Origin of the sequence: Micromonospora jinlongensis (genome assembly GCF_013410645.1) — a bacterium.
GTDB lineage: Bacteria > Actinomycetota > Actinomycetes > Mycobacteriales > Micromonosporaceae > Micromonospora > Micromonospora zamorensis.
In genome coordinates, this window is sequence record NZ_JACCHK010000001.1 from 2,908,930 (window position 1) to 2,933,084 (window position 24,155).

Annotated in this window: 24 protein-coding genes; 9 read left to right on the top strand and 15 right to left on the bottom strand. The window is 70.2% G+C overall.

The window, feature by feature from the left end:
• Nucleotides 1-62: 62 nt before the first annotated feature.
• A complete protein-coding gene (locus HNR22_RS12545; protein WP_179780526.1) occupies nucleotides 63-710 on the top strand; it encodes a DUF4870 domain-containing protein in 648 nt (215 codons plus the stop codon).
• Between the two features lie 54 nt (nucleotides 711-764).
• Here the strand turns inward: HNR22_RS12545 and hemW are convergent, their stop codons facing one another.
• On the bottom strand, nucleotides 765-1,988 hold the full coding sequence (gene hemW, locus HNR22_RS12550; RefSeq protein ID WP_179783527.1) for a radical SAM family heme chaperone HemW: 1,224 nt from the start codon (nucleotides 1,986-1,988) through the stop codon (nucleotides 765-767).
• Between the two features lie 19 nt (nucleotides 1,989-2,007).
• Between hemW and HNR22_RS12555 the strand changes: the two genes are divergently transcribed.
• Nucleotides 2,008-2,817 carry an enoyl-CoA hydratase-related protein gene (locus tag HNR22_RS12555; RefSeq protein ID WP_179780527.1) on the top strand — a complete coding sequence of 270 codons (810 nt, stop codon included), beginning with the start codon at nucleotides 2,008-2,010 and terminating at the stop codon, nucleotides 2,815-2,817.
• A gap of 122 nt (nucleotides 2,818-2,939) precedes the next feature.
• Here the strand turns inward: HNR22_RS12555 and HNR22_RS12560 are convergent, their stop codons facing one another.
• Nucleotides 2,940-3,704, bottom strand: coding sequence for an SDR family NAD(P)-dependent oxidoreductase (locus HNR22_RS12560; RefSeq protein WP_179780528.1), 765 nt, complete (start codon nucleotides 3,702-3,704; stop codon nucleotides 2,940-2,942).
• A 372-nt stretch (nucleotides 3,705-4,076) separates the two neighbouring features.
• Here HNR22_RS12560 and HNR22_RS12565 point away from each other — a divergent pair, with 372 nt between their 5' ends.
• From HNR22_RS12565 to HNR22_RS12575, 3 genes are all read left to right on the top strand, one after another.
• Nucleotides 4,077-4,937, top strand: a complete 861-nt coding sequence (locus HNR22_RS12565; RefSeq protein WP_088949699.1) for a hypothetical protein — start codon at nucleotides 4,077-4,079, stop codon at nucleotides 4,935-4,937.
• 221 nt (nucleotides 4,938-5,158) lie between these two features.
• Entirely contained in the window at nucleotides 5,159-6,061 is a 903-nt protein-coding gene (locus tag HNR22_RS12570) for a phytanoyl-CoA dioxygenase family protein (protein WP_091409805.1), read from the top strand.
• 161 nt (nucleotides 6,062-6,222) lie between these two features.
• Nucleotides 6,223-7,425, top strand: a complete 1,203-nt coding sequence (locus HNR22_RS12575) for a low temperature requirement protein A (protein ID WP_179780529.1) — start codon at nucleotides 6,223-6,225, stop codon at nucleotides 7,423-7,425.
• A 27-nt stretch (nucleotides 7,426-7,452) separates the two neighbouring features.
• On the opposite strand, the gene HNR22_RS12580 is transcribed toward HNR22_RS12575, so the two are convergent.
• The 6 genes from HNR22_RS12580 to HNR22_RS12605 form a co-directional block, all read right to left on the bottom strand.
• Complete coding sequence (locus HNR22_RS12580; RefSeq protein ID WP_179780530.1) at nucleotides 7,453-8,649, bottom strand: low temperature requirement protein A; 1,197 nt, start codon at nucleotides 8,647-8,649, stop codon at nucleotides 7,453-7,455.
• A gap of 152 nt (nucleotides 8,650-8,801) precedes the next feature.
• A complete protein-coding gene (locus HNR22_RS12585; RefSeq protein ID WP_179780531.1) occupies nucleotides 8,802-9,599 on the bottom strand; it encodes an ABC transporter permease in 798 nt (265 codons plus the stop codon).
• Nucleotides 9,599-10,519 (bottom strand): ATP-binding cassette domain-containing protein, encoded by a 921-nt coding sequence (locus HNR22_RS12590; RefSeq protein ID WP_179780532.1) that lies wholly within the window; start codon nucleotides 10,517-10,519, stop codon nucleotides 9,599-9,601. The genes HNR22_RS12585 and HNR22_RS12590 overlap by 1 nt, the downstream gene beginning before the upstream one ends.
• Complete coding sequence (locus HNR22_RS12595) at nucleotides 10,516-10,887, bottom strand: hypothetical protein (protein ID WP_179780533.1); 372 nt, start codon at nucleotides 10,885-10,887, stop codon at nucleotides 10,516-10,518. The genes HNR22_RS12590 and HNR22_RS12595 overlap by 4 nt, the downstream gene beginning before the upstream one ends.
• Complete coding sequence (locus tag HNR22_RS12600) at nucleotides 10,887-11,483, bottom strand: helix-turn-helix domain-containing protein (protein WP_179783528.1); 597 nt, start codon at nucleotides 11,481-11,483, stop codon at nucleotides 10,887-10,889. Before HNR22_RS12600 ends, HNR22_RS12595 begins: the two co-directional genes overlap by 1 nt.
• 90 nt (nucleotides 11,484-11,573) lie before the next feature.
• Complete coding sequence (locus HNR22_RS12605; protein WP_179780534.1) at nucleotides 11,574-12,212, bottom strand: MOSC domain-containing protein; 639 nt, start codon at nucleotides 12,210-12,212, stop codon at nucleotides 11,574-11,576.
• Nucleotides 12,213-12,283: 71 nt separating this feature from the next.
• Here HNR22_RS12605 and HNR22_RS12610 point away from each other — a divergent pair, with 71 nt between their 5' ends.
• The 3 genes from HNR22_RS12610 to HNR22_RS12620 are packed head-to-tail and all read left to right on the top strand — an operon-like array spanning nucleotide 12,284 to nucleotide 14,639.
• Complete coding sequence (locus HNR22_RS12610) at nucleotides 12,284-13,081, top strand: ABC transporter ATP-binding protein (RefSeq protein WP_179780535.1); 798 nt, start codon at nucleotides 12,284-12,286, stop codon at nucleotides 13,079-13,081.
• Nucleotides 13,078-13,839: an ABC transporter permease gene (locus HNR22_RS12615; protein WP_179780536.1), complete on the top strand. Its 762-nt coding sequence runs from the start codon at nucleotides 13,078-13,080 to the stop codon at nucleotides 13,837-13,839. Before HNR22_RS12610 ends, HNR22_RS12615 begins: the two co-directional genes overlap by 4 nt.
• 17 nt (nucleotides 13,840-13,856) lie before the next feature.
• The gene (locus HNR22_RS12620) at nucleotides 13,857-14,639 is read left to right on the top strand and encodes a MerR family transcriptional regulator (RefSeq protein WP_179780537.1); all 783 of its coding nucleotides are present in this window, start codon (nucleotides 13,857-13,859) and stop codon (nucleotides 14,637-14,639) included.
• A 58-nt stretch (nucleotides 14,640-14,697) separates the two neighbouring features.
• On the opposite strand, the gene HNR22_RS12625 is transcribed toward HNR22_RS12620, so the two are convergent.
• The 7 genes from HNR22_RS12625 to HNR22_RS12655 all read right to left on the bottom strand — a co-directional run bounded on the left by HNR22_RS12625 (nucleotide 14,698) and on the right by HNR22_RS12655 (nucleotide 22,968).
• Nucleotides 14,698-15,528, bottom strand: a complete 831-nt coding sequence (locus tag HNR22_RS12625; RefSeq protein WP_088949707.1) for a carbohydrate ABC transporter permease — start codon at nucleotides 15,526-15,528, stop codon at nucleotides 14,698-14,700.
• Nucleotides 15,525-16,511: an ABC transporter permease subunit gene (locus HNR22_RS12630; RefSeq protein WP_179780538.1), complete on the bottom strand. Its 987-nt coding sequence runs from the start codon at nucleotides 16,509-16,511 to the stop codon at nucleotides 15,525-15,527. The genes HNR22_RS12625 and HNR22_RS12630 overlap by 4 nt, the downstream gene beginning before the upstream one ends.
• Entirely contained in the window at nucleotides 16,508-17,794 is a 1,287-nt protein-coding gene (locus HNR22_RS12635) for an extracellular solute-binding protein (RefSeq protein WP_179780539.1), read from the bottom strand. The genes HNR22_RS12630 and HNR22_RS12635 overlap by 4 nt, the downstream gene beginning before the upstream one ends.
• Nucleotides 17,795-18,045: 251 nt before the next feature.
• Nucleotides 18,046-18,330, bottom strand: a complete 285-nt coding sequence (locus HNR22_RS12640) for a GlsB/YeaQ/YmgE family stress response membrane protein (protein WP_179780540.1) — start codon at nucleotides 18,328-18,330, stop codon at nucleotides 18,046-18,048.
• 514 nt (nucleotides 18,331-18,844) lie between these two features.
• The gene (locus HNR22_RS12645; RefSeq protein ID WP_179780541.1) at nucleotides 18,845-19,129 is read right to left on the bottom strand and encodes a GlsB/YeaQ/YmgE family stress response membrane protein; all 285 of its coding nucleotides are present in this window, start codon (nucleotides 19,127-19,129) and stop codon (nucleotides 18,845-18,847) included.
• Between the two features lie 1,308 nt (nucleotides 19,130-20,437).
• Complete coding sequence (gene lepA, locus HNR22_RS12650) at nucleotides 20,438-22,315, bottom strand: translation elongation factor 4 (RefSeq protein WP_179780542.1); 1,878 nt, start codon at nucleotides 22,313-22,315, stop codon at nucleotides 20,438-20,440.
• Nucleotides 22,316-22,431: 116 nt separating this feature from the next.
• Entirely contained in the window at nucleotides 22,432-22,968 is a 537-nt protein-coding gene (locus HNR22_RS12655) for a DUF4240 domain-containing protein (RefSeq protein WP_110562678.1), read from the bottom strand.
• A gap of 61 nt (nucleotides 22,969-23,029) precedes the next feature.
• Between HNR22_RS12655 and HNR22_RS12660 the strand changes: the two genes are divergently transcribed.
• On the top strand, nucleotides 23,030-24,016 hold the full coding sequence (locus HNR22_RS12660) for a phosphotransferase (RefSeq protein ID WP_179780543.1): 987 nt from the start codon (nucleotides 23,030-23,032) through the stop codon (nucleotides 24,014-24,016).
• Nucleotides 24,017-24,155: the final 139 nt, after the last annotated feature.

Genomic DNA, 24,155 nt, shown 5'->3' on the forward strand with positions numbered 1-24,155 from the left:
CCCTCACGGCCGGGCGGTGTCGCTCTGGTGCCGCGTTGCCACGTGCCCCTACGGTGGCATCCATGACTGAACCTCCTCGCCCTCCCGGCGCGGGTGACCCCGGTAACTACCCGCCGGAGCCGACCTCCCCTGGCTCGTTTCCGTCGTCGGAGCCGCCCACCGCACCACTGTCCGGGGCACCCGGCCCGGGCGGCTATCCCCCGGCCGGTGGCTATCCGCCGCCCACCGGTGACCAACCGCCGTCAGGCGGCTACCCTCCGGCGGGTGGCTACCCCCCGCCCGGCGGCTATCCCCCGCCCGGTGGCGGCTACCCGACCGGCGGCGGCTACCCGACCGGTGGCGCCTACGGCGGCCCCGGCGGCGGCTTCGCCAACAACGAGGACAAGACCTGGGCGCTGGTCGCCCACTTCGGCGGCGCCGTCGGCGCGCTGATCAGCTTTGGTCCGCTGGGCTTCGTCGCCCCGCTCATCGCCTACCTGGCCCGCGGCCAGCAGTCGCCGACCGTCCGGGCACACGCCCTCGCCGCGCTGAACTTCCAGATCCTCTGGTCGATCATCGCGTTCGTGCTGCTCTTCGTGAGCTGGTGCCTGCTCTTCCTGCCCAGCATCGCCGTCGTGGTGATCCAGATCCTGTTCGGGATCATCGCCGGCATAAAGGCCAACGAGGGCACCGCGTACCGCTATCCGATGACGGCCAACTTCATCAAGTGATGCCGGGTCGGCCGCTCCCCCGGCCGGCCCGCACCACCGGAACGGCCTGCCCACTCAGGGCAGCAGGTCACGCACGACAGCGTCGGCGAGCAGCCGCCCGCGCAGGGTGAGCACCGCCCGGCCGGCCGCGTACTCGTCGGCCGCCAGCAGCCCGTCGGCCAGGGCCCGCTCGGCGCCCGCCCTGCCAGTGGCGTCGAGCACCGCCAACGGGAGGCCGCTGGCGAGGCGCAGCCGGAGCATCACGTCCTCCATGTGCGCCTCGTCGCCGGTGAGCACCTCCCGGGCCAGGCCTGGTGACGCGCCCGCCGCCAACCGCTGGGCGTACGCCGAGGGGTGCTTGACGTTCCACCAGCGCACCCCGCCGACGTGGCTGTGCGCCCCCGGCCCCAGCCCCCACCAGTCCGCGCCGGTCCAGTAGAGCAGGTTGTGCCGGCACCGGGCGTCGTCGGTGCGCGCCCAGTTGGAGACCTCGTACCAGGAGAGCCCGGCCGCGTCGAGCGCGGCCTCCGCGGCCAGGTAGCGGTCCGCGGCCACGTCGTCACTGGGGTACGCCAGCTCGCCGCGCCGCATCCGGGCGGCGAGCCGGGTGCCGTCCTCGACGATCAGGGCGTACGCGCTGACGTGGTCCACCCCGGCGGCGACGACCTGCTCCAGCGAGGCGGCGAAGTCCTCGGTGCGCTCCCCCGGGGTGCCGTAGATCAGGTCCAGGTTGACGTGCTCGAACCCGGCGTCGCGTGCCTCCAGGGCGGCGGCGGTGGCCCGACCGGCGCTGTGTTTGCGGTCCAGGATCGCCAGCACTCCCGGGGAGGCGGACTGCATGCCCAGCGAGATCCGGGTGTAGCCGGCGGCCCGCAGCAGCTTCAACGATTCCGGGGTGACCGATTCGGGGTTGGCCTCGGTGGTCACCTCGGCGTCGGCGGCCAGCCCCCAGGTGCGGTCGATGCCGTCGAGGATGCGGGCGAGGTCGTCGGCGGGGAGCAGGGTGGGCGTTCCGCCGCCCACGAAGACGGTGTCGACCCGGGGCGGCGGGCTGTCGCCTAGCACCCGGGAGGCGAGCGCCAGCTCGGCCAGGACGGTGTCGGCGTACCCCTCGCGGCTCGCACCGCCGCCCAACTCGGACGCCGTGTAGGTGTTGAAGTCGCAGTAGCCGCAGCGGCTGGCGCAGAACGGCACGTGGACGTACACGCCGAAGCCGCGCGCGCCGACCGCCGTGGTGGCGGTGGCGGGCAGCGATCCGTCGACGGGGACGGTCTCACCATCTGGAAGGACGCCGGGCATGGCCACTAGTGTGCCCGGCATGACCTCTCCCGACGTCCTCGTGCGGGTCGCCACGGCCCGCGGGGTGACCACCCTCACCCTGGACAGCCCGCACAACCGCAACGCGCTCTCCACCGGCCTCATGACCCAGCTGCTGGCCGGGTTGGGCGACGCGGTCGCCGACGAGACGGTTCGAGCGATAGTGCTCGACCACACCGGCCCGGTCTTCTGCTCGGGCGCCGACCTGAAGGAGACGGCCGCGGCCTACGCCAGCGGGACGGTGCCCGCCGCGATGCTGGGTGACGTGCTCGCGGCGATCTGGGACTGCCCGAAGCCGGTGCTGGCCCGGGTGGGGGGGCCGGCACGGGCCGGCGGGCTGGGCCTGATCGCCGCCGCCGACCTGGCGGTCTGCGCCGACGAGGCGACGTTCGCGTTCACCGAGGTACGCATCGGGGTGATCCCGGCGGTGATCTCGGCGACCGTGCTGCCCCGGCTGCACCCGCGCGCCGCCGCCGAGCTCTACCTGACCGGGGACACCTTCGACGGTCGACGGGCCGCCGAGATCGGCCTGGTCACGGCCTCGGTCCCGGCGGACGGCCTGGACGACGCGGTGCGGCGCTACTGCGACTCGCTGGTGCGCGGCGCACCGGGCGCCCTGGCCGGGGCGAAGGAGCTGCTGCGCCGGCCGGGCACCGCCGAGCTGCGTGGTGACCTGGCCCGGCTCTCCGCCCTCTCGACCGGCTACTTCCTCTCCGACGAGGGGCGCGAGGGGATCATGGCCTTCCGGGAAAAACGATTGACTCGATGGGTGGCCGCTCTGGACGGTGGTTCCGGTGATCATGCCGGCTAGGACCGGGGCCTGCGGTGAATTCAGGCCGGCTTGGACCGGGGCGTCGGTGATCATGCCGGCTAGGACCGGGGCCGCCGGGGACGCCGCTGCATGATGTGGCGTCCCCGGGCCATTCGGTCCGGTCACCAGGCGGTCGCGCCGCCGTCGACCGGGTAGTTCGCCCCGGTGATGTACGACGCCCGGTCGGAGGCCAGGAACACCACCAGTTCGGCGACCTCCTCGGGCTGAGCGAACCGCTTGAGGAGCGTCTTGCCGGTGATCGCGTCCCGAGCCGCCTGGTTGTCACCCAGGTCGCGCTCACTTGCGGGGCTGACGATCGGCCCCGGGCTGACCGCCACCGCCCGGATCCCGTGCGGCGCGCCTTCGAGCGCGAGCTGTCGGGTCAGGCCGATGACACCGGCGTTGGCGGCGGTGTGGCCGACCATCGGGGGGACGTGACCGGCGATCATGCCGGCCATGGAGGCGGCGTTGATGATGACGCCACCACCGCGCCGGACCAGGTGGGGCCAGGCGAACTTGGACACGAAGTACGGCATGTCGAGTTCGCCGGTGATGGTGTACCGCCAGGCATCGACGGAGAAGTCCGGCATCGGGCCGAAGCGGAGCGCCGCCGCGTTGTTGTAGACCACGTCGAGCCCACCGTAGGTCGCGGCGGCGTCCTCGACGAACGTCCGCACCTGCTCCGGGTCGGTGAGATCGACCGGCGCGATGCCGGTCATCTCGCCACCGGCGCTCCGGACGAGTTCGACCGTCTCGTCGTTTCCGGCGACCTGGATGTCGGCCCCGACGACCTTTGCGCCCTCCCGCGCGAAGATCTGCGCGGCGACGCGCCCCAGACCGCCGCCGGTGCCGGTGACGAGCACGATCTTGCCGTCGAGCGTTCCCATGGAACTCCTCCTTGCTCCGTGGCTACCCGCAGGTCAGCTGAGTGAATGACCGGGCGAGCCAGCAATTGACATGTCAATCGGGAGTAAGCGCCTCGACCTTTCCGGCCATTCCGGGCGCCGTCGGGGTGGTGACACGCACGACAGGTCAGACTGTCAACACGCGCGGTGCCCGCGATCCGCCAGCGGGCCCCGGCACCGGATGCGTCGATTCTCGCGGAGCAGGGTGAGCCACACGGCCATACGGGCAGGTGAGAGCGCGGCCGGAGCGGGAATGCCCCGATCGGCACGGGTCGACAGAGCCGGCCTGGAACCGCGCGGACGACCCGGAGAGGCCCGTGGGGGACGTACGCTTGTCAGACTGTCGATCTGGGGGTGTGGGTGCGAACTCGGGCAACCGTGGCGGGTGGAGTGGTGCTCATCCTCGTCGCCGTGATCGCGATCTGGCTCGTCGTACGGCAGGTCGGTGACCGCCTCCAGTTGCCGCTGGCGGCCCGGAAGTGCACCGTGCAGGCCGACGGTCGGGTCGCGCTCGACGCCGACCAGATGGCCAACGCGGCGACCATCGCAGCCATCGGGGCGCAGCGCGGGATGTCCGAGCGGGCCGTGGTGGTCGCGCTGGCCACCGCCTACCAGGAGTCGGGGCTGCGCAATCTCGCCGACGGCGACCGGGACTCGGTCGGCCTGTTCCAGCAGCGGCCGAGCCAGGGTTGGGGCACCCCGGCCCAGATTCGGGACCCGCGCTACGCGGCCAACCGGTTCTACGCGGCGCTCAAGAAGGTGCGCGGCTGGGAGAAGATGCGCGTCACCGACGCCGCCCAGCGGGTGCAGCGCTCGGCCTTCCCGGAGGCCTACCAGAAGTGGGCCGACGACTCCGAGGTGCTCAGCCGAGCGCTGATGGGCGACGCGACCGGCGCGGTCGCCTGCACCGTCGGGCGTACCCCGGCGATGCACGGCGCGGCGGCGGCCACGCAGCTGACCCGCAACCTGGTGCTGGACTGGGGGCTGAAGGGCACCGACCCGACCGACCCCACCGGGTTGGCGGTGACGCCGGACGACCAGCGTGACGGCTGGCGGTACGCGCACTGGCTGGTTTCCCACGCCCAGGACCACGGCGTGAAGCGCGTCCGCTTCGGCGACCTGGAGTGGACCGCGCGGGCCGGCACCTGGGGCCGGGCGGACGGCGAGCAGAGCCCCGCCGGTCAGGTGGTGGCCGAGGTGTTCAACGAGGGTTGACCGACCCGGATCTCTTAACCGGCAGTCACCGCACAATCGGACAAGTCTCCGCAAACACCCCTATTGATCACGGTCAACTCACTCTCCGCACTCCTCTCGCTGCACGGGGTCCCCCTGCGGCCCACCAGCCCCACACGCCCTCCCCGGGGCCAGATCCGTCGCGTTACGATCGGCGGCCTGTGCCAGAAAAGGTTTCACCTCATGGGGAGGGGTACTACGCGGTGTTCGATTACGGCGACCGGACCGGTTACGAACCGATCAGCGACACTGACCGCAAGGAGTTCCACGAGCAGGGCTTCCTCCTGCTGCGCAACGTCCTGACGGAGGACCACCGGGCGGCGCTGGAGGCGGCGGTCGACCGCGTCTACGCGGAGGAGCAGGCGAAGGGCACCACCAAGAAGGACGGCACCCTGCACCTGCTGGGCTTCCTGGAGCGCGACGAGCTCTTCGGCGAGCTGCTCACCCACCCGATCGCCTTCCCGTACATGTGGGGGCTGGCCGGCTGGAACATCTACACCCACCACAACCACCTGGACGTCACCCCGCCGGCCGCCGAGCCGGAGAAGCCGTACTGGGGTTGGCACCAGGACGGGTACCGGCAGAACTCCGACCCGGAGACGATGGACCCGAACCTGCCCCGGCCGATGTTCTCGCTGAAGGTCGCGTACGTGCTGTCCGACCTCTCCGAGACCGGCCGCGGCGCCACCAAGGTCATCCCGGGCAGCCACCTGAAGAACTCGCTGCCCCGGCCGGCTGACCTCACCGTGCAGAACCCCGACCCGGAGGGCACGGTGGAGATCACCGCCAATCCGGGCGACGCCTTCATCTTCGACCGCCGGCAGTGGCACTCGCGGTCGACGAACCTGTCGACCATCACCCGCAAGATGCTCTTCGTCGGCTACACCTACCGGTGGATCCGTCCGCTGGACGAGCTGCACCCCGACGTGAACGGCGAGTGGTACCGCAACCGCACTCCCGTGCAGCGCCAGCTGATCGGTGAGGGCACCCACACCGCCAACTACTGGGGCATCAACTGGGACGGGTACGTCGACGACGAGATCCCGCTGCGCAAGGAGCTCAAGGAGCGCGGTCTGCTCGACCGCAACATCCCCTGGCTGCGCTGATCACCCGCGTCTGAGAACGGCCCCCCGCCACCGTTGGCGGGGGGCCGTTCTCGTATCCGCTTCCGGGCCACCAGACGCCGCGCCGTCGGTAGCGTGGCGGGTAGGCAGAGCCGGGGCGCAGCGCCTGGCAGGGGCGCGGGGTGGCACAGGAGGCAGCCGCAGTGACGTCCGCTCCGCTCCCCCGGATCCTCCGCCGTCGCGGCGAGCCGGAATATCCGACCTTCCTGGAGCTCTTCTTCGACCTGGTCTACATCTTCCTGCTCTCCCGACTCTCGGCCAGCCTGGGCGAGCACCTCACCGTGCGGAACGCGGCGCAGACCGCCGTCCTGCTGCTGGCCGCCTGGTGGGTCTGGGTGCTCACGGCGTGGCTCACCGACCTGTTCAACCCCCGACTGCCGATCATCCAGGCGACCGTCCTGTTGGTCATGCTCGGCACCCTGCTGATGGCGATCGCGACACCGTACGCCTTCGGCAGGTACGGGTGGCTCTTCGTCGCCGCGTACTTCGGCATCCACCTGGTGCGTGATGCCGTCCTGATCCCCGGCACCCGGGTCAATCGTCCGATCCAGGCCCGGAGCATCCGGGTCTTCTTCTGGTTCGGCATCACCGTGGCGCCCTGGGTGGCCGGGGTGTTCGTGGACGAGACGGCGCGGCTGGTGCTCTGGTCGCTCGCGGTGGCGGTCGACCTGGGCTCGGCACGGTTCGGCTGGCCGACGCCGGGGCTGGGGCGCACCGAGCTCGCCAGCCAGATCTTCACCGGGGTGCACCTCTCCGAGCGGCATCGGGCGATCTTCATCGTCGCGCTCGGCGAGTTGATCCTGAGCACCGGCATGGGGCTGGCCGGCAGCGGGTTCACCGCCGGTCAGGTGACCGCCAGCGCGGTGGCGTTCGTCAGCGCGGTCCTGCTGTTCCAGCTCTACTTCCAGCGCGTCCAGCGGATCCTGGCCCGACCCAGGGTCACGACCGTGGAGCGGGTCCGCTCCGGCACCTCCACCTCGTACACGCATCTGGTGATGGTGGCCGGGGTGGTGTTGGTCTCGACCGGTACCTCGATGGTCATCGCTCGGCCGTCCGGTCACACCCCGGTGGATCTGATGGTTGCCATCCTCGGCGGACCGGTGCTGTTCCTGCTCGGCAGCGTGCTGTTCGATGCCGTGGTGACGGCCGGGATCCTCTGGTCCCGGGTGCTGGCGATCGTGCTGCTGGCGGCCGTGCTGCTGTGCGCGCTTGTCGCGCCCGGCGTGTTCCGGTTGCCGCCGTTGACCGTCCTGGTGGTGGCGAACCTGGTCCTGCTGCTCACCCTGGCCGGGGAGGGGCTGGCCGCACGTCGCGGCCTGGCCGAGACCATCGCGCCGGCCCGATGAGGGATCGCCCCGCCGCCGCGCGGAGTCTCACGCCAGCATCGGCGGCGCCGGCGAACGGGCGTGTCGTCGGGTGCTGACCAGGTTCGCCACGGCGATCAGGGCCAGCACGATCATGGCGAGCAGCGCGACCATGACCGGCGGCAGCACGGGCGTGGCCGGTGCCAGGCACGCCAGCAGCACCACGCCGGCCAGCCGGGACCGCGAGATGCGTCCGAACACGGTGAAGTCGAGGACGCCCCGACCGAGCAGGTACAACGCGGGGCTGCCGAGGATGACCGCGGCCCACGACGGTGGGGTCTCGCCCAACGGGCGACTCAGCACGAGGTCGCTGGTGACCGCCGCGCCGGCGATGCCGGCCACCATGATCAAATGGGTGACCGCGGCGGACTGGGTGAGCAACGCCGGGTCGGTCGACCGGGCGATCGCGTCGGTCAGCAGCTCACCGGCACGGTAGATGTAGATCCGCCACATCAGCACCACCGTGCTGAACACCACGAGCAGAGCCCCGGCCCTCTCCAGCGTGTACTCGTTCCTGCTGAAGGTCGTCCCGGTCACGAAGATCGACACCCCGAGCGCAATGATGACGAACTGCCGATAGCGCTCGGCCACCCGCGCGTCGACCAGCCGCCAGTCCCGCGGTCGTGAGCGGCCGATCCGGGGCAGCGGCCAGCCGCACACCGCACCGACGTACTCGACGACGACCGCGAGCGCCCAGATCGGCAGCTGGCCCGGGCCGCCGACGAGCGCTCCGGCGATCCAGCCGACGCCGGTGACGGACTTCCAGGTCTGGATCCGGATGGTCGAACGCCGCAGGGGCTGGCCCTTCGAGACGACAACGGCGTAGTAGGCGGTCGTGCTGAGGGGGATGAACACGAAGGTGATCGCGAAGAGCAGCGCGCGATGGCCGTACGCGTCGGGCGCGACCGCCGCCAACAGCAGGCTGGCGGCCGCCACCGAGGTGAGATGCCCCTGCCCGGATGGACTGGTCAGGTCGATGGTGTCCGCGGTCCACACGCTCAGCGCCCAGATCATCGTGAACGCGAGCAGCAGCACCAGCACCTTGGCGACGCCGGTCCAGGTCAGGTCGTTGGCCAGCATGGTCGCCAAGGTGACCAGCGCGAAGACGTAGACGAGGTCGAAGAAGAGTTCCAGGAACGCCGGACGCTCCAGGTCCGGATCGGCGGGTGCCGCTGCCGTGGCGCCGCCGTCCGTTGCCATCGACATCGCGCTTCACCCGGCCTCCACCGCATGCCCTCAAGGGGACAATACGGGCAACCGCTGGCGTCCAACCCCGTCATCCGGTTCTTACGGCCGCTGGCCACCCCAACGATGGCGTGTCGCCTCGGCAGCGCGGTCAGCCCCGCGCCTTCAGCCGGTCACGTGACGTCTCGACGCAGGAGCAGCAACAGGGCGATCGCCGAGGCGGCCACCGCGTACGCGGTGAGCAGGAGAGCGCCGGCCGCCGGTGGGAGCAGGTTGACGGTGCCGCTGCCGAGTTCCGTGGAGATGGCGTCGGCGACGTAGGTGAAATCGGTCAGCGCGGCGGTGGCTCCGCCGGGCAGGATCGGGTAGAGCGTGTTGACGCCCGGGATCATCATCAGCACCGGCTCCCCCACGTACAGATAGCCGATCACGACGCACAGCGCCGCGACCTGGTGGTGGATGAGGGCGCCCACCCCGGCCCCGAGGAGCAGGTAGACCACCATCGCGACGGCGATACGGCCGAGCAGCGCCAGCACCGCGGTGGCTGGCAGACCGAGTGAGACGTCCCGGGCGGCGGCGACAGCGAACAGCGCCACCGCAGCGGTGCCCGCGAGAACGAGCCCGTACGCGAGGCCAACAACCGCGTACGTGGCGAGTTTGGCGGCGAGCACCCGCCCACGGCGCGGGGCGAAGAGAAAGGTGACCGCGGCGGTGCGGTGTCGGTACTCGGAGGTGACCGCCAGGGCCCCGGCGGCGGCCGGCACGAACGCGGTATAGCCAAGAATGCCGAGGATCGCGCGGAGACCGGCCTCGGTGTCCAGACCGGGCATCGGTGGATCGAAGTTCTCCGGCCCCGCCAGCGCCATGGCCCCGAACATGCCCCCTCCCAGCACAGCGGCGGCGAGCAGCAGGCCGCCCCACATCCGGGTGGCCAGCAGCCGGCGGAACTCCGCTCTGATCAGGAGGTTCATCAGCTGACCGCCTTGTCCGTGGTGAGGTGGAGGAAGAGTTCTTCGAGACTGGGAGTCTCGACGACCAGCTCGTGCACCCGAACATGGTGGGCGGCGGCGAGGTCGGCGATGCTCGGCGCGTCCAGCCCTCGCACCCGCAGCCGATCGGGCCCGACGGCTTCGACGTGCGGTGCCGTGCCGCCGTTGGCGGGGTCGGCCGTCAGAACGGCAGCGAGCGCGTCCGCGTCGGGTGAGGTGACCAGCACCGCTGGCGGGCCGGCGAGCCGGGAACAGGGCCCGGCGGCGACGAGTCCGCCACGCCGGATCACCACGACGTCATCCACGAGCTGCTGGATCTCGCCGAGCGCGTGGCTGGAGATCAGGACGGTGCGGCCCTCGTCGGCGAACTGACGCAGAAAGCCGCGCAGCCACGACACGCCTTCCGGGTCCAGGCCGTTGCCGGGCTCGTCGAGCAGCAGTACGCGGGGATCGCCGAGCAACGCCGTGGCGAGGTTGAGCCGCTGCCGCATGCCCGTGGAGAATCCTCGGGTGCGACGGTGTGCGGCCTCGGCGAGGCCGAGCAGGTCGAGCAGGGTGGTGACCCGGCTGTCCGGATATCCGCCCATCGCGGCGTAGACGCGCAGGTGGTCGCGGGCGGTGTGTCCAGGGTGGAACGCGTTGGCGTCGAACACGGCGCCGACAGTGCGCGAGGGCCGGGCCAGTTGGCCGTACGGCAGCCCGCCGATCGTGGCGGTGCCACTGGTCGGCGACACCAGCCCGGTCATCATGCGCATCGTGGTGGTCTTGCCGGCGCCGTTCGGGCCGAGGAATCCGGTGACCACGCCGGGTTGCACGGTGAAGCTCAGATCATGCACGGCGGTCACGTCACCGTAGCGCTTTGTCAGGCGCGACACCTCGATCGCGAGGTGGTCGCCGGTCACGCGCGGGCCGCCATGGCACGCGTGATCGTCTCCACGAGGCCTGGCGCGGCCGGGCTGGAGAGCACGACCTGGTCGAACTCGCCGCCTGCCGACGCCCGGTCCAGAACGAGGTGCAGCCCCGGTTCCGCCCGGCGGGCTGCCACGAGCTGCCGAGGACCGCCGTACAGGCCCCATACTCCGATCTTGGCGAAGCCGGACACCACGTATCCCCGGCGGGCGCCACGGGCCAGACGGAGCGGGTTGTCCACCAGGGCGACGTGCCGCACCGCGGTAAGGGGTAGTGCGAACTGTTCCCGCCCGACCCAGACCCGCTCCCATCCGGTGAACCGAATGTCGATCACATCGTTGGTCACCATGACCGATGCCATCAGTCATCCCCTTTCGTCGTGTCGGAGTCGTCCTTTGGCGCAGGCGCACGCCTGTCGGTCGTCGGCAGATCGGTGGGCAGCAGAACGGTCGCCAACAGTCGCGGTATCCGTCCACCGCCGGGCTGGTTGCCGAGCAATGGGCCCACCAGTGCGTTGAGACCGGCGGCGAACTCGCCCAGTTCGGCGTCGGTCAGGTGCAGCACGAGTTGCTGATAGCCCACACCGTCGGCGGTGAAGTCGATCCGCTCCCGGGTGAGATAGCGGGAGAACTCCGCCAGCAGACTCGACATGAACGCCGTGAAGTAACGCGCATGGTCCTTCCGCGTAGCCGTGGCGAGGGCCGCGGGGTCGAGCGTCGCGCCCTGCGCGGGCAACGCGTACACCCGCTCGACGGTGCCGCGAACCCTGCGTTCGTCAATCACCTCGACCAGCCCTGCCTTGACCAGGATCGCCAGGTGCCGGTACATCGTGGCCTGCGGGACATCGGGCAGCAGCTCAAGCAGCCCTTGTGTGGTCAGGCGCGTGCCCGCGACCGCACGCAGGATCCGGATCCGCACCGGATGCAGCGCCAGATCCGCCCAGCGCTCTCTCGACATCTCCACGACCGAACGGTATCACTATCGATAATGAGAATGAAAGGGCCGCGTTCCACAACGAACGGCTGGGCCTCGCGCCCTCGACGTCGACTAACGGGCGGCGAGACGGCGGCGAACCTTGTCCCGGATCGGCTCCGGCAGGTCGGGTGCCTCCAGCAGGCGCGGCAACAGCTCCGGCTCCAGGCTGGTCGCCCGGAACACCTCGCCGATGGTCACGCCGTGCGCGGGCCGCTCCACCACCTCGACCGGGTCACCCGGGCCGACCTCGCCCTCCCGCAGCACCCGCAGATAGGCGCCGGGCAGCGCCCGGGCGGTGAACCGTTTGATCAGATCCGGTACGCCCCAGAACCCGGCGAAGGTGGTGCAGGGCGTACGCGGTTTGGTGACCTGGAGCAGAGCGGAACCGACCTGCCACTGCTCGCCGATCACCGCGCCGGTCACGTCGACCGCGTAGGTGGACAGGTTCTCACCGAAGCCACCCGGTCGTACGGCGCGGCCCAGCTCGGCCGCCCACCAGGCGGCGTCCTCCTCAGCGTAGGCGTAGACCGCCTGGTCAGGACCGCCGTGATGGGCTCGCTCGCCGATGAAGTCACCGACCACCCCGTCCACACGGACCTGCACCGGGCCGTCGACCGGCCGCTTGTCGATGCCGCTGCGACCGCTCGCGTCGCCGGCCCACTGCGCCTCGGTCACGATGCCGAGGTTCACCGCTGCCACCCTGCCCGTCATGACGGCCAGCCTAGGTGAATCCGCGCTGCGGGCTTGACCTTGACGCTGCGTCAACCCTCCATGCTGCTGCCATGAGCATCCCGCCAACAACCGATCAGGTCGAGCCGCCCGTGATACACGTGCGGGGCCTGGAGAAGTCGTTCAAGCAACTGAAGGTGCTGCGCGGTGTGGACATCGACGTGGCTCGGGGCAGCATCTTCGCCCTGCTCGGCTCGAACGGGGCGGGCAAGACCACTGTGGTGAAGATCCTGTCCACGCTGCTCAAGGCCGACGCGGGGACCGCCCGGGTCAACGGCTTCGACGTCGCGGCACAGGCTGCCGAGGTGCGCGAGTCGATCAGTCTCACCGGGCAGTTCGCGGCGGTCGACGAGGTCCTCACCGGGCGGGAGAACCTCGTCCTGGTCGCCCGGCTCCGGCACCGCCCAGCGCCGGGCACGGTCGCGGACGACCTGCTGAGGCGCTTCTCGCTGACCGAGGCGGGCACCCGGAGGGTGGCGACGTACTCCGGTGGCATGCGCCGCCGGCTGGACATCGCGATGAGTCTCATCGGGAACCCACCGGTGATCTTCCTCGACGAGCCGACAACCGGGCTGGACCCGGAGGCGCGCATCGAGGTGTGGCAGGCCGTCAAGGAACTCGCCAAGGGCGGTACGACCGTACTGCTCACCACTCAGCACCTCGATGAGGCGGAGCAGCTCGCCGACCGGATCGCGATCCTGCACGAGGGACGGATCATCGTGAACGGCACCCTCGACGAGCTCAAGCAGCTCCTCCCACCCGCGAAAGTCGAGTACGTCGAGAAGCAGCCGAGCCTCGAGGACGTCTTCCTCACCGTCGTCGGCGCCCGCACGAGCAAGGAACAACGATGAACAAGCATTTCGTCGGCGACACCGCCGTTCTCCTGGGTCGCTCGCTGCGCCACATCGCCCGCAGCCCGGACACCATCATCACCACCGCGATCATGCCGATCGCCTTCATGCTGCTGTTCGTCTACGTCTTCGGCGGCGCGATCGAGGCCGGGTCCGACTCCTACGTCAACTACCTGCTGCCCGGCATCCTGATCATCACGATCGCCTCGGGCATCTCCTACACCGCCTTCCGGCTCTTTCTGGACCTGAAGGGCGGCATCTTCGAACGGTTCCAGTCCATGCCGATCGCCCGCTCCGCCGTGCTGTGGGCGCACGTCCTGACCTCGCTGGTCGCCAACCTGATCTCGATCGTCGTCGTCATCGGCGTCGCCCTGGTCATGGGCTTCCGTACGGGGGCGGGCGTGTCGGGGTGGCTCGCGGTCGCCGGCATCCTCGTCCTGTTCACCCTGGCCCTGACCTGGATCGCCGTGATCCCCGGCCTGAGCGCGAAGACGCTGGACGGCGCGAGCGCGTTCTCCTACCCGCTCATCTTCCTGCCGTTCGTCAGCTCGGCCTTCGTGCCCACCCAGTCGATGCCCGGCCCGGTGCGTGCCTTCGCCGAGCACCAGCCGGTGACCTCGATCGTCAACGCGATCCGGGACCTGTTCACCCAGCAGCCGGTCGGCGCAGACATCTGGATCGCCCTCGCCTGGTGCGCCGGCATCCTCGTCCTCGCCTACCTGTTCGCCAACGTCACCTATCGTCGCCGGATCTCCTGAGCAGGCAGGATCAGGGCATGCTGACGATCGGTCAACTGGCGGCGTACGCCGGCGTCACGGTGCGGGCGGTGCGCCACTACCACCAGATCGGCCTGCTGCCGGAGCCCGAGCGGGACGCCTCGGGCTACCGGCGGTACGGCGCCACGGCCGTCGTGTCCCTCATCAAGATCCGCACCCTCGCCGACGCCGGCGTGCCACTGTCGCAGATCAGTCGAATGCTCGAAGCCGACGCCTCAACCTTCGCCGAAGCGATCCGGACCATCGACAACCACCTGCGCAACGAGATCCAACGGCTGGAGACCAGCCGCAGACACATCGCGCAGCTCGCCGCCGGGGACAGCCTGGCGCTCCCACCGGAGGTCGCCGCCTATCTCGACCGACTCCGGGGCATCGGGGCGTCCCAACGGATGGTGGAGGCCGAACGGGACGGGTGGATCCTGGTCGCGGCGCGCTGGCCCGACCGGATCGTCGAGTGGATGCCCGGCAAGATCGCCCATCTTGATGATCCGCAGGTCGTCCGACTCTATCGGGTGCTCTCGGAGGTCTTCGACGGCGACGAGGAGGACGACCCACGTCTGGCGGAGGCCGCCGACATCATGGCCTGCCTCGCAGAGCAGGCGTACGCCGCCGGCGAGGTCGTTCAGGGCGAGGAGGCCGACGACGATCTCCCGCACGACCTGATCGACGCGCTCGCCGTCGAGTCCGACCCGCGCGTGCGGCGGCTGCGGGAGCTGATGCGCGAGCGCGGCTGGTCCGGCTGGAACCGGATGGAGCGGCTGCCGAAGCCGCCCGCCGCCTGACCACCGCTCAGCGTTTCCGACCGCTCAGCGTTTCCGGCCGCTCAGCGTTTCCGGCCGCTCAGCCCTTGACGGCGCCGGCCACCAGGCCGGAGACCATCCGACGCTGCACCAGCAGGAAGAAGATGATGACCGGCAGGGTGAACAGGGTGGACGCGGCCATCACCGGCCCCCAGTTGGTGTCGTCGCGGCCGAAGAAGAAGGTCATCGCCACCGGCAGGGTGTAGCTCCCCTGGTCGTTGATGAACGTCAACGCGAAGATCAGCTCGTTCCACGCCGTGATGAAGGAGAAGATGCTGGTGGCCACCAGGCCGGGCGCGACCAGCGGGAAGAGGACCCGCCGGAAGATCTGGGCCCGGCTCGCCCCGTCGATGGCCGCCGCCTCCTCCAGTTCCTTCGGCACCGCGGCGACGAAACCACGCAGCATCCAGACCGCGAACGGCAGCGAGAAGCCCAGGTACGTGAGGATCAGGCTGGGCAGGGTGTTGTAGAGCCCCAACCGCTGGATCATCAGGAACAGCGGGATGACCAGCGCCTCCAGTGGGATCATCTGCACCACCAGCAGCATGATCAGGAAGCTGGTCCGCAGCTTGAAGCGGAACCGCGCCACCGCCGTCGCGGCCAGCAGGGCCACCAGCCCACTGAGCACCACTGTGGATACGGCGACCAGCGCGCTGTTGAGGAAGAAGTCGAGGAAGCTCACCCCGGGGATCAGGTTGCCGGTCAGGATCTCCCGGTAGTGCTCCAGCGTCGGGTGGGTCGGCACCGGCTGCGGAGTGGACGAGAAGATCTCCCTGCTCGGCTTCAACGAGGTGGAGATCATCCAGTAGACCGGGAACGCCGCGAAGAGCGCGACCAGCAGCCCGGCGCCGTTGAGGGCGACCTTCTTCACGACTCGTCCTCCTGCCTGAGCACCATCCGTACGTAGAAGCCGGTGACCACCAGCAGGATCAGCGTGAGGATCACCGCGATGGCCGCGCCGAGTCCGTACTTCGGCGGCGGGGAGAAGGCTTCGGCGTACGAGTAGATGGCGAGCATGAACGTCGGCCGGTCCTGGGTGCCGCCGGCCAGCACGAACTGCTGGGTGAAGACCTTGAAGTCCCAGATGGTGGAGAGCACGATCAGGATCCCGAAGACCGGCCGCAGCAGCGGAAACGTGATCTTCCAGAAGACCCGCCACGGGCTGGCGCCGTCCACCCGGGCAGCCTCGTGCAGCTCGCTCGGCACGCTCTTGAGACCAGCGAGCACGCTCACCGCGATGAACGGGAACGAGTGCCAGACCACCACCAGGGTGAGGATGGCGAAGAAGAGCAGCGGCGAGTTGAACCAGCCGTAGCCGGTCCAGTCGCTACGACCGAACAGACCGTTGGAGAGCCCGTCAGGCAGGGCGTTGAACAGCCACGTGACGAGGCCGCTCGTGTCGTCGAAAATCCACTTCCAGACGATGGTGCCGGTCAGCGCCGGGGTGGCCCAGGCGAGCATCACGCAACTGGCCACGAAGGTCGCCATCTTGCGGCCGAGCCGGTTGAGCAGGAGCCCGACCAGGGTGCCGAGGACCATGGTGAGCAGCACGTTGGCCGCGGCGAACAGCACCGTGTTGCGCAGCACCGTCAGGAAGAACGGATCGGAGAGGATGTCGGCGTAGTTGCCCAGCCCCACCCACGGCCACTCCCGGTCGCCCCGCAGTTGCCGGACGGTGTTCAGCCGGTAGAAGGACATCACCACCACCTGGCCGAGCGGCCAGAGCAGCAGCACCCCGATGATCACCAGTGCGGGCAGGAGTAGCAGGTAGGGCAGGCGGTCAACCCGGCGACGCCGCCGCGCGGGGGTCTCCCGCGCGGCGGCCGTCTCCGGCACCTCGGTCAGCGTGGTCACTTGGCGTTGAGGATGCTTTCCATCTCACCGGCCGCGTCGGCGGTAGCCTTCTCGACCGTCTTCTGACCCTTCATGACCGAGCTGTTCATCGCCTGGGTCACCGTCTTGGTCCGGCTGACCTCCACCCACTTCGGGGTGAGCGGCGTGAGCTTGGTGTTCTGCATGGTGGTGGCGAACGCCGCCATCACCTTGTCGTTGGCGTACGCGTCACCGGCCACCAGGTCCTGGTAGACCGGGAAGAAGCCGAGGCTGCTCGCGAAGCTCTGCGAGTTCTTCTTGTTGAGCAGCACGGTCAGGTAGTCCCAGGCCAGGTCCTGGCGCTCGCTGTCCTTCCAGATCGCCACGTCCGAGCCGCCGGCGAAACCGGGTGCCGCCTTGCCGTCCGGGCCGGGGATCGGGAACGTACCCCAGACCTTCTCGATCTCGGGGTTGTCCTTCTTGATGGCGCCCTGCTGCCAGCTGCCGGCGAAGGCCATCGCCGCCTTGCCGGTGGCGAACTGGGTCCGCGCGTCGATCTCGTTCCAACCGGCCGCGGCCGGCGGGGCCACCTTGTGCACGGTCACCAGGTCCGTCCAGAACTTGACGGCCCGCTGCGCCTCCGGTGTGGTGTAGCCGGACTTCCAGGTGCCGCCCTGGTTGTTGGCGATCTCGCCGCCGGCGCCCCACAGGAAGGAGTAGAAGGGCAGTTCCGAGTTGCCTGGCAGGGCGATGCCGTAGGTGCCCTTCTTCTTCGCCTGCACGGTCTTCGCCACCGTGACCAGGTCGTCCCAGGTCTTCGGGGGCTGCACTCCGGCCTCGGCGAACCAGTCGGTGCGGTAGTAGATCGCGCGCACGCCCGCGTACCAGGGCACGCCGTACTGCTTGCCGTCGAGCTGCGCGTTGCGCACCAGGTCGGGCAGCAGGTCCTTGCCGTCGGCCCAGCCGCCCATCCGACCACTCACGTCGGCGAGCGCCTCCTGGGCCGCCCAGCCCTGGGTCTCGGTGTTGCCCAGCTCGGTGATGTCCGGTCCCTCGCCACCGGCGAGCGCGGCCTGGAACTTCTTGGGCGCCTCGAGCCAGGGAATGTACTGCACCACCACGTCGGTGTCAGGGTGCTTCTGGCGGAACTCGGCCTCGACCCCGTCGAGGAAGGTGTTCTGCGCGTCGCCGCCCTCGCCCATCATCCAGACCGTGAGCTTGCTGTCGTCGGCCGCCTTGTCGCCGGAACCCCCACAGCCGGTCAGCACCATCGCGGCCGAGGCCACCATGACGGTGACCGGGGTCAACCGCTTCCACCTGTTCACGCCACTGCTCCCCTCGCGCCGCCTGGAACTAACCTTCTCCGCCGCACCCTAGTACGGAGAATTCCTTTACGACAGTGGGCGGGACTGGCCGAAGCGTCGCGACCGTACCGCAGAGGCCCGACGAACGGCACTGCGGCATCGGGTCGAAGTCGGGCGTACCAACACGAAAGAGCGCCCGGCCAGTGGCCGGGCGCTCTTTCCAGTGTTGCCGTCTTGCCGGTGGTGCTGTCCGACCAGGTGATGCCGGGTCGTTATCGGGTGACGCTGCGGCGGCGACCAACGCCGGCCACCAGCGCGACCGCGATCGCGGCCACCACGACCTGCACCAGCAGCTCGCCCCAGTCGACACCGTTCGTCTCGGTCGCGATGCCGATGGCCCGCGCCAGCACAGTGCCCAGCAGAGCCGCACCCACACCGATCAACAGGTGCAGCCAGATCGGCATGTTCTGCCGACCCGGAACAACCAGGCGGCCCAGCGCGCCGACGATGAGACCAACAACGATCGCAGTGATGATGCCCCACACGGTGAGCTCCACGGCCACCCTCCTTCAAAGAATGTCTGACACACAACGTGTGCTTCCTGTCGTGACCACCAATTGCCCGACCGTCCGAAAATCCAAACCGACTCCACCCACCAAACGATCACGATTTGGCAGACACGAACACGTTCCGCCGACCGCCGACCGCCGGACGCACGCAGTCCTGCCGAGGTCCCCGACCTGGCCGGCGGTCCCCCACCTGGCCGGCGGTCCCCGGCCTGGCCGGCGGTCCCCGGCCTGGCCGGCGGTCCCCGGCCCGCCGGTACCGCTGGGCGCATGATCAACACGAGATCATTGAAACTGCGGTATCGGAGGCCCTGGGACACCCCGACATCCCTGAACCCGAGTCGATCACGGCGGCTCGACCGGCCGAGCCGGCGAACCAGACCTACGGCCGGCCACGATCCGAAGAGCCAGCCACCCTCCGAAGAGGAGGAACGCCGATGGGCGCCCGACCTGCCGGTCGGGCGCCCATCGAAGATCTAGCAGTGGTACGGGGTGATGCTCGGTGTTACCGGGTCACGCGGCGGCGGCCACCCACACCGGCCACCAGCGCGACCGCGATCGCGGCCACCACGACCTGCACCAGCAGCTCGCCCCAGTCGACACCGTTCGTCTCGGTCGCGATGCCGATGGCCCGCGCCAGCACAGTGCCCAGCAGAGCCGCACCCACACCGATCAACAGGTGCAGCCAGATCGGCATGTTCTGCCGACCCGGAACAACCAGGCGGCCCAGCGCGCCGACGATGAGACCAACAACGATCGCAGTGATGATGCCCCACACGGTGAGCTCCACGGCCACCCTCCTTCAAAGAATGTCTGACACACAACGTGTGCTTCCTGTCGTGACCACCAATTGCCCGACCTCCCGAAAATCCAAACCGACTCACCTCAGATAGCAACGCCAGACGTCGATGCCCAGAGCTGCGTCGGTTGCGCGTGGGAGCGCATCCACACAGGTGGGTGCCCATCTGCTCGACCCCGGCACCCGAGACAGCCCAAGGAAAAATTCTTGCCGCCCGGTGCCCGGTGCCGGTACCCCGTGGCCGGTAGCCCGCGCCGGCGCCGGTGCCCGTGCCCGGTGGCCGATGCCCGGTGCCCGATGCCCGATGCCCGGTGGCGGGTGGCGGGTGGCGGGTGGCCGGTGGCCGGTGGCCGGTGCCCGGTGGCCGATGCCCGGTGCCCGGTGGCCGGTGGCGGGTGGCCGGTGGCCGGTGGCCGGTGGCCGGTGGCCGGTGGCCGGTGCCCGGTGGCCGATGCCCGGTGGCCGGTACGCCGTGGCGGGTGCGCCGTCGCTGGTACGCGGGGCGGGTGGCCGATGGCCGATGCCCGATGGCCGGTAGCGCCCACCCAGCAACCAGCACGAGTCAACAGACCAAGCGAAGCGGTCGAGGTGAAGCGGACCCAGGTGAACCGGCCGAGACGAGCAGCCCCAGGCGAAGAGATCGACTCGCGTTTCGGGAAGTCGGGGTATCGCCGACCCTTTGACACCCCGGCTTCCCGGAAGCCGAGTGGATCTCGCTGAGCTGAGCCAGCGCGGCGTTGCAGGCAAGCGCCGCCGGAACATATCTGCCGGCAGCGGCACCCCTGAGAGCGTGCACATCTCGACCACGACCGCATACAGAGCCCGACCTCGAGTTCCAGCCGCTCACCCTCGGCCCGCTCGACGCTTCTTGATCGACTCGGGTTGCAGGAAGGCGGGGTGTCGAGCCGTCCCGGATACCGCGATATTCATGAAGTCGAGTGGATCATGCCTGGGCAGGCAGCCTGGTAGAGGCTGTCTGGGCCCTCAGGAGCGCAGGCGCCGAGTCGGAGCGCAGGCGCCGAGTCGGAGCGCAGGCACCGAGTCGATGGGTGATTTGCCCGGTCCCGGGGGTCCGGTGGACTGTGGAGGTCGGTTACGCCGGGGCGCTTCGCGCGAGGCCACGCCACCCGAGAGCACCCATGACGCAACACCCCCGGCGGGACCACCCCACGACGCAAGAGCACCGCACGACGCAAGAGCACCCCACGACGCAAGAGCACCCCACGACGCAGAGCGTCCCACCACGCAAGAGCACCCCACCACGCAAGCAGAGCGCCGGCGGACCCGCCCCCGGAGCTGCTACTTCTTCCCGGCCGCCTTGCCGTCGCCCGAGTCGGAGGAGAGCGCGGCGATGAAGGCTTCCTGCGGGACCTCGACCCGGCCCACCATCTTCATCCGCTTCTTGCCTTCCTTCTGCTTCTCCAGCAGCTTGCGCTTACGGCTGATGTCGCCGCCGTAGCACTTGGCGAGCACGTCCTTGCGGATCGCCCGAATGGTCTCCCGGGCGATGACCCGGCTGCCGATGGCCGCCTGGATCGGCACCTCGAACTGCTGGCGCGGGATCAGGGTACGGAGCTTGGCGGCGATGGTGACGCCGTAGTTGTACGCCTTGTCCTTGTGCACGATGGCGCTGAACGCGTCCACCGGCTCGCCGTGCAGCAGGATGTCCACCTTCACCAGGTCGGACGCCTGCTCGCCGGAGGGCTCGTAGTCGAGCGAGGCGTAGCCCTTGGTACGGCTCTTCAACTGGTCGAAGAAGTCGTAGATGATCTCTGCGAGGGGCAGCGTGTAGCGCAACTCCACCCGGTCGGCGGAGAGGTAGTCCATGCCCAGCAGTGTGCCGCGCCGGCCCTGGCAGAGCTCCATCACCGCGCCCACGTAGTCGTTGGGCGTCAACACGGTGGCTCGGACGACCGGCTCGTACACCTCGGCGATCTTGCCGGTGGGGTACTCGCTCGGGTTGGTCACGACGATCTCCTCGCCGTCGTCCGTGATCGCCCGGTAGACGACGTTCGGCGCGGTGGAGATCAGGTCGAGGTTGTACTCGCGTTCCAGCCGCTCCCGGATGATCTCCAGGTGGAGCAGGCCGAGGAAGCCGCAACGGAAGCCGAAGCCGAGCGCGCCGGAGGTCTCCGGCTCGTAGTCCAGGGCGGCGTCGTTGAGCTTGAGCTTGTCCAGAGCCTCACGCAGGTTGGGGTAGTCGGACCCGTCGATCGGGTAGAGGCCGGAGTAGACCATCGGCTTCGGGTCCTTGTAGCCACCCAGCGCCTCGGCCGCCGGCCGGCTGTTGATGGTGACCGTGTCGCCGACCCGGGACTGCCGGACGTCCTTCACACCGGTGATGAGGTAGCCGACCTCGCCGACGCCGAGCGCCTCGGCCTTGACCATCTCGGGCGAGATGACGCCGATCTCCAGCAGCTCGTGCACGGCGCCGGTGGACATCATCTTGATCCGGTCCCGGGCGCTGATCCGCCCGTCGATGACCCGGACGTACGTGACGACGCCGCGGTAGACGTCGTACACCGAATCGAAGATCATCGCCCGGGCGGGCGCCGCCGCGTCGCCGACCGGCGGGATGAACTGCCGGACGATCTCGTCGAGCAGGTACGGCACGCCCTCGCCGGTCTTGCCGGAAACGCGGATGCAGTCGGCGGGGTCGCCACCGATGAGATGGGCCAGCTCCTCGGCGTACTTCTCCGGCTGGGCGGCCGGCAGGTCGATCTTGTTGAGCACCGGGATGATGCGCAGGTCGTTTTCCAGGGCCAGGTAGAGGTTGGCCAGGGTCTGCGCCTCGATGCCCTGCGCGGCGTCGACCAGGAGCACGGCGCCCTCGCAGGCGGCCAGCGACCGGGACACCTCGTACGTGAAGTCGACGTGCCCCGGGGTGTCGATCATGTTGAGCACCGCGTGCTCGCCGGCCCGCTCGCCCTCGCGGATGGTCCACGGCATGCGAACGGCCTGGCTCTTGATCGTGATGCCGCGCTCGCGCTCGATGTCCATCCGGTCCAGGTACTGGGCGCGCATCTGCCGGGGGTCGACCACACCGGTGAGCTGCAACATCCGGTCGGCCAGGGTCGACTTCCCGTGGTCGATGTGGGCGATGATGCCGAAGTTCCGGATGCGACCGGGGTCGGTGGCACCAGGGGCGTTCGCGCCGGGATCGAGCTTCGGTGGCACAGCGGTCCGTTCTGGTCGGCTGACGTGAACAGGCCGGCGCGCCGCCGACCCCCTCTATGTTCCCACGCCGCCGGGGCACGCCCGCTGCGCGGGCGATGGATCGGCCCGAGGACCCCTCACTCCATCGGCGGTTCGACGAAGAGTGCGGCCAACCGGGGCAGCCGTCGGCGGGCCTCCTCCTCGTCGTCGAAGTCCCAGAAGTCGTTGAGGTCCGGCGTACGCACCGGGTCGCGGTCCGCCGGCAACTCGGTCGCGGTGGCCTTGCGGTACGCGTCCCAGGGCACCGACAGCATCTGCTCGGCGGAGAACTCCTCGCCGCTGAGCGAGGCCGCCCGCACCTGGGGCAACTCGGCCAGCGAGTCCGGTTCGGCGACCGCCCGGGCGAAGACCGCCCGACCCTGGGTCATCAGCCAGCCCCGGAAGTGCTCGAAGCCGTCGGCCGAAGCGCCGCCGTTGATCAGGTACGCCGCACCCCACAGATCCGCCTTGTGCGAGGCGGCCAGCACCCTCGTCTGGTGCCGGGCGTACCCGATGATGTCCTCCGGGTCGCGTTCGGCGAGCAGCGCGACCGCCCGCGCGGCGACCGGCCCGGGCTCTCCCCCACCGCCCGCTCGAGCCTGGTCGATCAGCTGCCAGAAGTCCTCGGTCCTCATGGCTTGGCAGTCTGGCAGTGTCGCCGCGCGCCGCGCACGTACCCCGGGGCAGCATTGTGTGGTGTCTCCTCCCCCGCTGCCGCCGGTGCCCTACCACGCGAGTGCGCTGCGCCCGTCGTGGCCGACGCTGCCGGCGGCGCTGCGGGCCGCGGTCGCCGACCGCCTGGGCGCGCCGGTGGTCACCGCCCGGGTCGCGGGCGCGGGCTTCACCCGCGGCTTCGCCGCAGTGCTCCACACCGCCGACGGTGGCAGGGCCTTCGTCAAGGCGGCACCCGCCGCCGAGCAACCGCATCTGGTCGACTGGTACGCCCGGGAGGCCGCGATCCTGGATCGGCTGCCGGCCGACCTGCCGGCGCCCCGCCCCCGGTGGACCCTGTCCGAAGCTGGCTGGTTCGTGCTCTGCACCGACGCCGTCGACGGCCACACCCCGCGTCTGCCCTGGGTGCCCGCCGAGTTGGACGCCACCCTCGCCGGGTACGCGCAGGTCGCCGCCGCCCTGGCCGACCCCCCGGTCGAGCTGACCGCGCTCGGCCTGCCGCAGCTGTCGGACCTGGCCCGCTCGGACATCCTCTGGTGGGAGGAGGTCGCCGCCGGGCGCGAGCCGGCCCCACCACTGCCCGCTCCGGCGCGGGGCCGCCTGGCCGAGCTGGTGGCGCTGGAGTCCCGCCTCCCCCGGTACGCCGCCGGGGCGACCAGCCTGATCCACGGCGACCTGCGGGTCGACAACGTGCTGATCGACGCGCACGGCCGAGCCTGGTTCTGCGACTGGACCTGGGTCTGCTCCGGGCCGGCCTGGTTCGACCTGGCCGGCCTGCTGCTCACCGCGTACACCAGCGGGCTGGACGCGGACCGGCTCTTCGCCACGCACCCGGCGACCGCCGGCGCGCCCCCGGACGCGCTGGACGCGACCCTTGCCGCGTTGGCCGGCTACTACCTCACCGGCGCTGCGGCCGCACCGGCGACGGCCTCGCCGCACCTGCCCGCCCACCAGCGGTGGAGCGGCGAGCAGTCACTCGACTGGCTGGCCCGCCGCCAGGGCTGGCGGTGAGCCGGCCGGCCTGGCGGCGGGCTGGCCGGCCTGGCGGCGGGCTGGCCGGCCTGGCGGCGGGCTGGCCTGGGGGCGACGCGGGCTGGGGGTGAGCCGCCGTGATGGTCGGGGGCGTAATCTGGTGGTCGACGGGCCGGGT

What these genes read in the sequence shown, in the direction of transcription:
- HNR22_RS12545 (WP_179780526.1), top strand. Translation starts at nt 63, where the DNA reads ATGACTGAACCTCCTCGCCCTCCCGGCGCGGGTGACCCCGGTAACTAC.
- hemW (WP_179783527.1), bottom strand. Translation starts at nt 1,988, where the DNA reads ATGCCCGGCGTCCTTCCAGATGGTGAGACCGTCCCCGTCGACGGATCG.
- HNR22_RS12555 (WP_179780527.1), top strand. Translation starts at nt 2,008, where the DNA reads ATGACCTCTCCCGACGTCCTCGTGCGGGTCGCCACGGCCCGCGGGGTG.
- HNR22_RS12560 (WP_179780528.1), bottom strand. Translation starts at nt 3,704, where the DNA reads ATGGGAACGCTCGACGGCAAGATCGTGCTCGTCACCGGCACCGGCGGC.
- HNR22_RS12580 (WP_179780530.1), bottom strand. Translation starts at nt 8,649, where the DNA reads ATGTCGATGGCAACGGACGGCGGCGCCACGGCAGCGGCACCCGCCGAT.
- HNR22_RS12585 (WP_179780531.1), bottom strand. Translation starts at nt 9,599, where the DNA reads ATGAACCTCCTGATCAGAGCGGAGTTCCGCCGGCTGCTGGCCACCCGG.
- HNR22_RS12595 (WP_179780533.1), bottom strand. Translation starts at nt 10,887, where the DNA reads ATGGCATCGGTCATGGTGACCAACGATGTGATCGACATTCGGTTCACC.
- HNR22_RS12600 (WP_179783528.1), bottom strand. Translation starts at nt 11,483, where the DNA reads ATGTCGAGAGAGCGCTGGGCGGATCTGGCGCTGCATCCGGTGCGGATC.
- HNR22_RS12605 (WP_179780534.1), bottom strand. Translation starts at nt 12,212, where the DNA reads ATGACGGGCAGGGTGGCAGCGGTGAACCTCGGCATCGTGACCGAGGCG.
- HNR22_RS12610 (WP_179780535.1), top strand. Translation starts at nt 12,284, where the DNA reads ATGAGCATCCCGCCAACAACCGATCAGGTCGAGCCGCCCGTGATACAC.
- HNR22_RS12615 (WP_179780536.1), top strand. Translation starts at nt 13,078, where the DNA reads ATGAACAAGCATTTCGTCGGCGACACCGCCGTTCTCCTGGGTCGCTCG.
- HNR22_RS12620 (WP_179780537.1), top strand. Translation starts at nt 13,857, where the DNA reads ATGCTGACGATCGGTCAACTGGCGGCGTACGCCGGCGTCACGGTGCGG.
- HNR22_RS12655 (WP_110562678.1), bottom strand. Translation starts at nt 22,968, where the DNA reads ATGAGGACCGAGGACTTCTGGCAGCTGATCGACCAGGCTCGAGCGGGC.